Origin of the sequence: Acinetobacter sp. AOR01_HL (assembly GCF_027855455.1) — a bacterium.
Lineage (GTDB): Bacteria > Pseudomonadota > Gammaproteobacteria > Pseudomonadales > Moraxellaceae > Acinetobacter > Acinetobacter baumannii.
This window is the reverse complement of record NZ_JAKTIM010000017.1, coordinates 157,125-168,814: the sequence shown is the minus strand read 5'-3', so window position 1 is coordinate 168,814 and position 11,690 is coordinate 157,125. Positions and strand designations below refer to the sequence as shown.

The following is an 11,690-nucleotide window of genomic DNA, read 5'->3' as shown; positions in this document are numbered from 1 at the left end:
AACTTATATGAATATTGTACAAGACAAAAATATGCTTCCTGATGATCAATGGATTGACGTTTGTGCCCTCGATGATTTAACCCCAAACACGGGTGCAGGAGCGCTAGTGGGCGGTCAAGCGGTTGCAATCTTCCGTGTGGGGCATGAAAAACGTGTTTATGTACTGAGCAATAAAGATCCGTTTAGCCAAGCGAATGTGATGAGCCGCGGGATTATTGGTGATTTACAAGGCGAACGCGTCGTTGCATCACCAATTTATAAACAACATTTCAGTTTAGCTACGGGCCGTTGTTTAGAAGATAAAGACCAAAAATTGGCGGTTTATCCGAGCAAAATTGTTGATGGTCGTGTTTGGGTCAATGCGGTGCCGCAAAAAACTTATATTACCAATACAGGTGTATCACAAGACAAACTTAGACTGGTGCTGATCGGGAATGGTTTGGCAGGGATGCGTTGTCTGGAAGATTTGCTTGATATGGCCCCAGACCGTTATGAAGTTACGGTGATTGGTGAAGAACCATGGGGTAACTATAACCGTATTATGTTGTCTCCGGTTTTATCGGGTGAGAAAACCATTGAAGACATTATGTTGCATCCACCGAAGTGGTACGACGATAAAGGCATTAAATTTATTGCTGGTGATAAAGCCGTAAAAATTGATCGTCCGCGTAAAGTGGTTTACACCGAAAAAGGCCAGACAGTTGATTATGACCGTTTGATTCTGGCAACAGGCTCGGCACCATTTATTCCACCAGTTCAAGGTGTTGACCTAAAAGGGGTGTTAACTTTCCGCGATATTTATGATGTTAACACCATGATTGAATACTGTGGTTCAAAAACTAATGTAGTCGTGATTGGCGGCGGTTTGCTGGGTTTAGAAGCTGCCTATGGTTTAAAGCAACGTGGTATGAACGTCACGGTATTGCATTTAATGGACCGTATTATGGAACGCCAACTTGATGGGCGTGCGAGTCAATTACTTCGTCATAGTATTGAGCAAAAAGGCATTCAAATCATTACCGAAGCCAATACCGAAGCGTTAATCGGTGATGAAAATGGTCATGTCAAACAAATCCGTTTGAAAGATGGCACAGTGTTAGATGCTGACCTTGTGGTGTTTGCTGTAGGTATCCGTCCGAATATTGCTTTGGCGCAAAGTGCTGGTCTACGTTGCAATCGAGGGGTGTTGGTGAATGACACCATGCAAACATTTGACCCAAGTATTTATGCGGTGGGTGAGTGTATCGAACATCGTGGACAGACCTTTGGTTTAGTTGAGCCACTATGGGGGCAAGCTTTTATTTGCGCGACCCATTTAGCAGAGCACGGCAGCTTAACTTTTAAAGCACCGACCGTACCGACTCAGTTAAAAGTCAGTGGTGTCGATGTATTCTCGGCGGGCAATTTTGAACCGAAAGATGATTATGAAGACATTATCCTGAACGATGAAAAACGCCAGATTTATAAACGCATTATCATTCAAAACGATCGGGTAATCGGTGCAGTACTGTTCGGTGATACTGAAGATGGCATGTGGTATGCAGAGTTAATTGCAGATCAAACTCCTGTTTCTTCATTTAGAAATAAGCTGCTATTTGGTCGAGATTTTGCATTAAAAAATGCAGGCTAAATAGGGAAAGGAGCAGTTATGAATAGTATTCCAAGCGTTGAAATCGATAGCTCCGACCATGTTGCAAAAACAACTAAAACAACATGTCCATATTGCGGTGTAGGTTGTGGTGTTAGTGTAAACGTTCAACAAAAACCTCAAGGACCTGTGGTGCAAGTTGAGGGGGATGCTGAGCATCCTTCCAACTTTGGGCGCTTATGCATTAAAGGTAGCCGACTTGCGGATACTTTGGGGTTAGAAACACGTCTACTTCAACCGATGTTTGGTCGTAAGCCACTTCGGACTGTAACCACATGGGGTGCAGCAATCAATAAAATTGCCGATAAATTCCAGTCTTGTATCGACAAATATGGTCGTGACAGCATTGCATTTTATGTTTCAGGTCAGCTTTTGACTGAAGACTATTATGTGGTGAACAAGTTTGTAAAAGGCTATTTGGGCACTGCAAATATCGATACCAACTCACGCCTTTGCATGTCATCTGCAGTGGCAGGTCACAAACGTAGTTTCGGTGAAGATATTGTGCCTGCAAGTTATGAAGATTTTGAACATGCAGATATGGTGGTTTTGGTTGGTTCCAATACCGCATGGTGCCATCCTGTGCTGTATCAGCGGATTATGCAGGCTAAAAGCCACAATCCAGATATGTTTGTTGTGGTGATTGACCCACGTTTTACCAGTACTTGTGAGCAAGCGGATTTACATTTACCGATTTTACCGGGCCAAGATGTCGCATTGTTCAACGGTCTATTCCAATATTTATATCAAAATGGTCATGCCGATCAGGCTTTTGTGGATGCCTATACTGAAGGTTTGCAAGAGGTTTTGGCAAGTAGTCAGCAAGAAACGGATATTGCCTATGTTGCCAAACGCAGTGGTATTTCTTTAGACAAATTACAGCAGTTCTTTGAGAAATTTGCGCAGACTGAAAAGGTAATCACGCTATTTTCAATGGGTGTGAATCAATCAAGTCAGGGCGTTAATAAAGCCAACAGTATTATTAATTGCCATTTACTAACAGGCAAAATTGGTAAGCTCGGCGCTGCACCATTTTCAATGACAGGCCAGCCCAATGCTATGGGGGGCCGAGAAGTGGGTGGCTTAGCTAATATGTTGGCTGCCCATATGGATTTAGATAATCCCTTGCACCAAAAAGTAGTGCAAACCTTTTGGGACAGCCCATTTATTGCAACTCAAGCTGGCTTAAAAGCTGTTGATTTGTTCCGTGCTGTTGAAGCTGGGAAAATTAAAGCCATCTGGATTATGGCAACCAATCCGGTGGTAAGTTTACCAGATGCCGATCAGGTGAAACGTGCTTTAGAGAAATGTGAGTTGGTCGTTGTGTCAGATATCTGTGCCGATACCGATACTACAGCTTACGCCGATATTTTGCTTCCAGCTTTAGGTTGGGGTGAAAAAGATGGAACTGTTACTAACTCTGAGCGTCGTATTTCACGTCAACGTGCTTTTTTACCTGCGCCGGGTGAAGCAAAGGCGGATTGGTGGTCAGTGAGTCAAGTTGCGAAAAAATTAGGCTTTAAAGGTTTTGACTTTAATAGTGCTGTTGATATTTTTAATGAACATGCGGCTTTGTCAGCACAAGATAATGCGGACATCAATACACGTGAGCAAACTGATACGTTTCGTTATTTCAATTTAAAAGGTTTAATGAGCCTAAGTAATGCTGAGTACGACGCTCTGCAACCAGTGCAATGGCCAGTATGGGATAAAAAACAAGACGCTAAAGCCGTTCAACAACTGTTTGGCAAGGGCCAGTTTAGTCACAAAAATGCTAAGGCAAAATTGATTCCTACTGTTGCAATTAATCCGGTACATGCAATTTCAGAAGATTATCCGCTCATTTTGAACACGGGGCGTATTCGTGATCAATGGCATACCATGACCCGTACTGGTTTGTCGCCAAATTTAACCAGTCATCGTGCTGAACCATTCTGTGAGATTCATCCGAGTGATGCATTGAAGTTTGGTGTGCGTGATCAAGGCTTGGTAGAAGTTCGTTCGAAATGGGGCAGTTGTGTACTACGCGTGACATTCTCATCAGGTGTCCGTCGTGGGCAAATTTTTGCACCGATTCACTGGACTGAACAGGTCGCATCCGACGCCCGTATTGGTAAAGTCGTTAATCCAGAAGTTGATGCAATTTCAGGTGAGCCCGAGTTCAAACATACGCCTGTAACCATTCAGCCGTTCTATACCACTTGGCAAGGTGTGCTCTATATTCGTGAAGGATACGAGTCGCACATTCAAGAATCGCTACATCACTGTGCATGGTGGACTAAAGTCAAAATGGTGAAAACCAATCGCTATGAACTTGCAGACCGCCAAACTTTTAATGATACTCAAAAGAATCTGAAAAGCTTTTTGCCATTTGCTGATGAAACCTTTGAATGGTTAAGCATAGAAGATATTTCTTCACAGCTGAGCCATAGCGTTATTTTGAAAGATGGCATTGTAATTGCAAGTCTATATATTGCACCGCCAGATTTATTGCCAGACCGTGACTGGGTAGCAAGTCTGTTTAAACGAGAACGTTTGAGCGCCTTGCACCGTAAAGCTTTACTAGCAGGTATGCCAATGTCGGCTACCAATAATGATGGGCCTTTGGTGTGTAGTTGTTTTAAAGTAGGTAAGAATAAAATTATCGAAGCAATAAAAACACAAAACATTACCCATGAAAAACAGGTCACTGCTTGTTTAAAAGCTGGTGGCAATTGTGGATCATGTTTACCTGAAATCCGTGGCTTAATTAAAGCTTGCCAGCAAGAGGTAGAAGTGTGAATAAGGGATATCCCATAACTGATCTGGTCATTCTGGCGGGTGGACAAGCCCGCCGTATGAATGGTTTAAATAAGCTGTTGCAGCAATTCGATGGCGATACGCAACTTCTTAAGATTCACCAAAAGCTAAAATCTTCAGTGTCTGAAATTTGGGTAAATAGTCATCGAGACTATTCAATCTATCAAAGTATTGTGCCCGATATTAAATGTTTTCAAGATGATGCTTCCGGTTTTTTCGGTCCACTTATGGGGATGAAAAGTGCATGGTCACATGTACGAGCAGATTATGTTTTGTTTATTCCTTGTGATGTGACCTACATACCTGCGCAAGTCGTTGCGAAATTACACAGCGCACTTCGCAAAAATAAACAGGCTCAGGCAGCTTATGTTTCAATTAACGGAGATGCTTTATACCCATTTTGTTTGTTAAAACGTGAAAGTCTAGAGGTTCTAGAGCAGCAAATTGATAAGCAACAATTGAGTTTAAAAAATTGCTTTAAACTTTTACATGCACAAGTAGCCATTTTTCAAAAGCAGAACTTATTTTTCCATAGCATTAATTCTTTAGATGAACTTCAACAATACAAACAAATTAAAGCATTTAAAGAGATTTTTTCGACAAATTAGAACTTCAATCATATCGATTTAAAATTTACATTGATAATCTGAAATCATTTTTTAAATTTTGAGTTATTGACTGTTTAGAATTTAAGTTCTATTTTGGAACTTGTTATTTTCATTCTAGCCAGATGTATAAAAATAAACGGAGCCAGAAAAATGATGGACGCAGCTCAGCAAAGTAAAACAGATGTGACCGCATGTATTTTATGTTCAAGAAACTGCGGTTTGAGCGTAGAAATTAAAGATAACCAATTTGTCAAAATTAAAGGTAATCCTGAGCATCCATTTTCTCAAGGTTACATTTGCCAAAAAGCCGCAAGATTACAGCATTATCAGAAACATGCAGACCGTTTGACCGCACCTTTAAAACGCCAGCCAGATGGCTCGTTTCAAGAAATTAGTTGGGATGTGGCGATACAAGAAATTTCCAATCAATTGGTTCAGATTAGAGATAAATTTGGCGGCACTGCTTTTGCTTCGGTTGGGGGCGGTGGACAGGGTAACCACCTCGGTGCAGCTTATAGCCGACAACTTTTATTGGCTATGAAAAGTTATTATGCATATAACTCACTTGCCCAAGAAAAAACAGGTGATTTCTGGCTCAATGGCCGCCTGTTCGGTAGTCAGGCCTGCCATACTACAGAAGATGTTGAATACGCAGATTACGTACTTTTTATTGGAACGAACCCGTTTCAGGCACATGGTATTCCCAACGCACGAGACACGCTAAAACATATTAAGAAAGATCCGAACCGAACCATGGTGGTGTTCGACCCGCGTGTTACTGAAACGGCAAAACAAGCAGACATTCACGTGCAGCTAAAACCGGGAACAGATGCTTTTTTAATGTCGGCCATGATTGCAATCATTATTAAAGAAAAGCTTTATGATGCAGTGTTTATTGAGCAGCATACACATGGGTTTGAAGAAGTAAAAGCTGCATTTAACCACGTCCCGATTGAAGACTATATTGCTAAAGCTGATGTACCTGTCGATTTGATTTATCAGGTTGTTCGAGATTTTTCAAAGGCAAAAAGAGGCTGTGTACGTATCGATTTAGGTATTCAACATACTTTGAATACAACATTAAATGGTTATTTGGAAAAGCTTTTATACTTACTGAAAGGGAACTTTGGAAAACAGGGTACCAATAATTTGCATACCATGTTTATTCCAATTTTGACCGATACGGATGAAAGAAAACCAAAATATCGACGTAGTGTTTATCATAAAATGTTCCCGATCTCTGGGTTTTTTCCACCTAATATATTACCCGATGAAATCCTAAAAGCAGGGGAAAAGCGAATTCGTGCTGTGTTTGTAGATAGTTGTAATCCACTATTAACCTATCCTGACACACCTGCCTTTGAGGAAGCCTTTAAAGCCTTAGATTTGTTGGTGGTAGTTGATGTTGCGATGACAGAAACCGCGAGGCTCGCCGACTATATTTTGCCTGCTCATACTCAGTTTGAAAAATGGGAATTTACTGGTTTTAACTTGGAATTTCCTAAGAATGGTTTTCACCTGCGTCATCCCGTATTGGCTACTCAAGCAAACACTTTACCGGAAGCCGAAATTTATACTCGATTACTGGAAGCAATGAATGCTATTCCGAAGAATTTTCCAATTCTAGAAAAAATAGCGGCGGTCGACTCGAAAAAAACAGCCTATTTACCGTACTTGTCGGCGCTAGGACTTACCTTGGCACGCCATAAAAAATATATCCCTTTTGCTGCCTCTATTATTTATCGAACTCTTGGCAAACGACTTGGCAATTCTGCAGATTCAGTTGCTTTTTTATTGCCGCTATCTATTCAATATGCTGTATTACATACCAAAGCAGTACGCCGTGCAGGTTATAAAGGTAATCCGTTAACACAAGGTGTCAAACTATTTGAGCAGATATTAAAGCAACGTTCAGGTATGGTTTTATCGCAACATGAATATGACGAAGTCTGGAAACTGGTAGCTTATAAAGATAAGAAAATACGTCTTGCAATTCCCGAGATGTTAAGTGAACTCGCAAGCTTGAAAAGCCATAACGTTAATGTTGAAGAGTTTCCTTTCATCCTTTTGTCAGGTGAACGCCGTAGTTACAACGCTAACCAGATTTACCGTGACCCTGCTTGGCGAAAAGTAGATGCAGAAGGTGCACTGCGTATTCATCCTGAAGATGCAAGACACTTAAATGTAGATGCAGGAGGGCAGCTTAAATGTATCTCAGCGCATGGAGAAATTCAGGTAGCTATTGAGTTGGATGATGGGATGAGAAGAGGTGTTGTATCACTTCCACACGGCTATGGTATGCGATTTCAAAATGGTGAACCAATTGGGCCACAATTAAACTTACTTATTTCTGCTGAACATTGTGATCCATTGTCGAAAACGCCGTACCATAAATATGTACCCATCCGTTTAGAAAAGTGTTAGAAATAGAATCAAGTAAAACATAGATTTTACCGCGCTATCTCGAGATTTATTTTTAAATTGTTCTTGAGAAGGTACGGTTAAAAACCTATAAAAAGTTAAATATTATGGAAGATAAGTAGAGCTGGAACAAATTTTGCATAAAAAACAAAGCACTATTTAGGCGCAATTTTTTGTATTTGATTGTTCATAATCGGTGCTCGCAATATTTGAACTGTTCTCGATATGAGTGCAAATGATGAAACAATATCACTCTGAAACTGCGCCAAGCCTTCTGCAAGATCAATATGGACGCATCAAGCGTAAGTTACGAATTTCTGTAACTGATCGCTGTAATTTTAAGTGTGTATATTGCATGCCTGAGCATCCAGAATGGTTAAATAAACAAGATTTGCTTAGTTTTGAAGCGCTCTTCCAATTTTGTCATTTTATGGTGCAGCAAGGTATCGAAAGTATTCGCATTACGGGTGGTGAACCATTAATGCGTCAAGGTATTGTTCATTTCATTCGAGATCTACAGTCTTTAAAAAGTTTAGGTTTAAAACGTATATCGATGACTACCAATGGTCATTACCTTGCTAAACATGCTAAGCAGCTAAAAGATGCTGGATTAGATGATTTAAATATTAGTTTAGATAGTTTGGATCCTGTTCAGTTTAAAGAGTTGACCAAGAAAAAATTGGAGCCTGTTTTAGAGGGGATACAAGCTGCAAAAGAAGTAGGATTACCTTTTAAAATTAACTGCGTGTTAATGAAAGATAGAAATGATGATCAAATCTTACCTATGGTGAAATGGTCAATTGCTCATCATATTCCTTTGCGTTTTATCGAGTTTATGCCGCTTGATGGTGATGCACTTTGGTCAAATAAAGATGTGGTAAGTGAGGCTGAAATTTTACAGGTATTGCAACAGTATTATTCGGTACAAGTCATCGAGCAGCAACATGAGCCAGCGCGTCAATATCTAATTAACGGTAGCTACCATTTAGGAATTATTTCCACAATTACGCATTCATTTTGCCACCAATGTGACCGTATACGGCTTACCGCAAAAGGCGAACTATATAACTGTTTATTTGCGCCGCAAGGCTTAAATATTAAGCCTCAGCTTCAAACGCTGGTAAGCAAACAACATACTCCAGAATATGGTGTGTATATCCAAAATTTAAAGAATTTGGTTCATCCTTATATCTGGCATAAAGCCAAAGGTTTCCATGCCTTACAACATCAACAAACCCGTAAAATCAGCATGCATATGCTTGGGGGATAAATGCAACAATCTATCCAAATTAAAGTCGAAGCATTTGGTGCAATTGAAAAATTGCTTCCTGAAAATCTTTTGTTAGTTTGTCCTAGCCATAGTCTGGTTAAAGATGTATTAGATGAAATTGTTTTATTGCATCCGGAATCTACAAAAGCCATGGAAAAATGTGCATGTGCGATTGGTGATAATGTCATAACCAGACAAACTGTCTTAAGTGAGCCATGCACTTTGGTTTTATTATCACCCGTTGCCGGAGGATGAGTCATGAAAGAGTTCGCAAGAATACAAGAGCAGGCTTTAAGCTTAGATACTTTTGATCCGATTCAGTCTTTTCCTGAATGTGGCGGTATCGATATTTTTATGGGTACGGTTCGTAATCACCACGAAGGTAAAGCGGTAAAGGCGCTGAAATATACATCGTATAAACCGCTTGCAGAAAAAATGATACGTGAAATTGAGCTAGAAATTGAGAAAAAGTATCAGGTATCTTATGTGCGAGTGGTTCATCGAATTGGATATCTGGATGTCGGTGAAACAGCCATTATTGCGATTGCGTATGCAGCCCATCGCCGTGAAGCTTTTCAGGCATGTGAGGAAGCGGTCGAACGGGTAAAGCATGAAGTACCTGTCTTTAAAGAAGAGTTTTTTACAGATGGCACAAGTCATTATGTAGAGGGCTGTTGTATTCGTAAGGATGCACCGCACGACCACAAACATCACCATCATCATGCCGGCCATGAGCACTCACACTGAAATATGTAATACTAGGATAAATAATGAAAAACGTAGGAATGAAGCCGGAAAGTTATCGTGTTGCCGAAGCACAAGCGATTTTATATGCACCACCGCACTGTATTGAATTATTAAGACAAGGAAACACGGAAAAAGGTGATGCATTAAAAACAGCGCGTGTTGCAGGAATTTTGGCAGCAAAACGAACTGATGAGCTGATTCCACTATGTCATCCGCTACCGATTTATCGGGCAGATGTAGAATATGAATTGGAACATGACTTTGTAAAAATTATTGCTGTCGTTGAGACCATTGGACCAACTGGTGTAGAAATGGAAGCTTTGACAGCGGCAAGCCTTGCAGGTTTAACTATTTACGATATGTTAAAGCCTCATTGTGAACCAGAAGAACTCTGGATGGATCAATGTAAACTACTTAAGAAAAAAGGCGGAAAATCCCATTTTAAACGGGTATTGCGTCAGCCTGTTTCGGCTGCGGTTATTGTATTGTCAGATACCGTAGCAGCGGGTAGAAAGCCGGATACTGCCGGAAAATCTGTAGTTGAAACTTTAACTGAAGCTGGCTTTGATCCGATCCATTACCAAATTTTGCCTGATGAAGCAGATGATCTCAAAGAATTGGTCCTAGAACTCACCAAATCGTATGCTTGTATTATGACCGTGGGTGGGACAGGAATTGGTAAGCGTGATATTACGGTTGATACGCTAGAGCCTCTTTTAGAACGTAAATTAGATGGCTTAATGGAAGCTGCTCGCTCATTTGGACAAAAACGCACGCCATACGCTGCTATGTCACGCGGAGTAGCAGGGTTTATTGACCGTTCGTTAGTAGTGACGTTACCCGGAAGCCGTGGTGGAGCAAGCGAATCAATGGCCGCTATTTTACCCGCATTAGTCCATATTTTTGATGTTTGCCGTGATTTACCACATCCGGGAGGTTATGAATAATGTCAGGTTGTGGTGCTGAGCGTGGATTAATCAGTATAGATGAAGCGCTAGATTTAGTGATTAATAAGCCTAAAAACTTAAGCTCTATTCAAAAGACTCTAACAAATAGCCTAAGTAGTTATCTTGCCAAAGAGATTTACTCTGAAATTAATCTACCTAGCTTTTCTCAAAGTGCGGTAGACGGTTATGCACTTTGTAGCCATACAGAAGATTTAAATAATCAAAAGTTCCAAGTCACAGGTGAGATTCGTGCCGGAAGCGAGAGTCATGACATACTCGGTGAAGGTCAGGCGATTCGTATATTTACGGGCGGCAAAATTCCTGAAGGGACAACGCATGTAGCACGGCAAGAAATCGTATCGGTTATTTCGGCTCAAGAAATTTGTTTAACGGAGCATATACGCCCTCAAGCTGATATCCGTTTTACTGGTGAAGAAATCCAGCAAGGGCAGTTACTTGCTCAAGTAGGACAGTTTCTAAATATTGGAAGCTTGGCTGCTTTAAGTATGGCAGGTGTACAAGAACTTACTGTTTATCGTAGACCAAAAGTTGCAGTTTTAGTCACAGGTGATGAAGTTGCTCAAACGGCAAAAGATTTAATCGATGGAAAAGTCTTTGATGCAAATGGTCCATTACTAAAAGCTTGGTTTGAAGATTATGGTTTAGATGTTGAACTCATTCATGTGGCAGATGAAGCAGATCAGGTCACCCATTACTTTAACCAACTAAAAGACAGCTATGATGTTGTTATAACGACTGGCGGAGTTTCGGTAGGAGACTACGACTTTGTTCGGCCCTGTGCTTTCGAAGTTGGATTTGAACAAATCTTTTGGAAAGTTAAACAAAAACCGGGTAAACCTTTATTCTTTGCCGAATACCATAATTCACAAGCTATCCATTCTTGCTATTTGCTAGGTTTGCCGGGCAATCCGGCTGCGGTATATGTCGCAATGCAAGTTTACGGTAAATCTTTGCTTGATGCATTGCAGGGCAATAGACATGGACCAGAATGGTTTACTGCAATTTTAGAGCATGATTTAAAAGAAGATGCACGTGAGCGTTTTTTACGAATGTATGCTTATTTTGATGCAGGACAACTTAAAGTAAAAAGTTTGGCCAAGCAGCAGTCTCATATGCTGAGTAATCTTATGCAAGCCAATAGTCTAGTCCGTATTCCTGCGAATACAAAACTAGCATCAGGAACGGTGCTAAAGGGAATCTTTATTTCAAATTAACTTATAAATAAGCTG

At 40.6% G+C, this 11,690-nt stretch carries 9 protein-coding genes; all 9 read left to right on the top strand.

Going from position 1 to position 11,690, the window contains the following annotated elements; all coding sequences use genetic code 11:
* Positions 1-7: 7 nt before the first annotated feature.
* Positions 8-1,630: a nitrite reductase small subunit NirD gene (nirD, locus tag MKL62_RS04390; RefSeq protein ID WP_005128485.1), complete on the top strand. Its 1,623-nt coding sequence runs from the start codon at positions 8-10 to the stop codon at positions 1,628-1,630.
* Positions 1,631-1,648: 18 nt separating this feature from the next.
* Positions 1,649-4,429, top strand: a complete 2,781-nt coding sequence (locus MKL62_RS04385; protein ID WP_005128486.1) for a nitrate reductase — start codon at positions 1,649-1,651, stop codon at positions 4,427-4,429.
* Entirely contained in the window at positions 4,426-5,055 is a 630-nt protein-coding gene (gene mobA / locus MKL62_RS04380; protein WP_005128487.1) for a molybdenum cofactor guanylyltransferase, read from the top strand. Before MKL62_RS04385 ends, mobA begins: the two co-directional genes overlap by 4 nt.
* Before the next feature lie 150 nt (positions 5,056-5,205).
* Positions 5,206-7,479 (top strand): molybdopterin-dependent oxidoreductase, encoded by a 2,274-nt coding sequence (locus tag MKL62_RS04375; RefSeq protein ID WP_188200085.1) that lies wholly within the window; start codon positions 5,206-5,208, stop codon positions 7,477-7,479.
* A gap of 226 nt (positions 7,480-7,705) precedes the next feature.
* Complete coding sequence (moaA, locus tag MKL62_RS04370; RefSeq protein ID WP_086225891.1) at positions 7,706-8,746, top strand: GTP 3',8-cyclase MoaA; 1,041 nt, start codon at positions 7,706-7,708, stop codon at positions 8,744-8,746.
* On the top strand, positions 8,747-9,001 hold the full coding sequence (locus tag MKL62_RS04365; protein WP_001187658.1) for a MoaD/ThiS family protein: 255 nt from the start codon (positions 8,747-8,749) through the stop codon (positions 8,999-9,001).
* 3 nt (positions 9,002-9,004) lie between these two features.
* Positions 9,005-9,493, top strand: coding sequence for a molybdenum cofactor biosynthesis protein MoaE (locus MKL62_RS04360; protein ID WP_000657202.1), 489 nt, complete (start codon positions 9,005-9,007; stop codon positions 9,491-9,493).
* A gap of 23 nt (positions 9,494-9,516) precedes the next feature.
* Entirely contained in the window at positions 9,517-10,440 is a 924-nt protein-coding gene (moaCB, locus tag MKL62_RS04355) for a bifunctional molybdenum cofactor biosynthesis protein MoaC/MoaB (protein ID WP_000799981.1), read from the top strand.
* Positions 10,440-11,675: a molybdopterin molybdotransferase MoeA gene (locus MKL62_RS04350; protein WP_005128489.1), complete on the top strand. Its 1,236-nt coding sequence runs from the start codon at positions 10,440-10,442 to the stop codon at positions 11,673-11,675. The genes moaCB and MKL62_RS04350 overlap by 1 nt, the downstream gene beginning before the upstream one ends.
* The last annotated feature ends 15 nt before the right edge of the window (positions 11,676-11,690 follow it).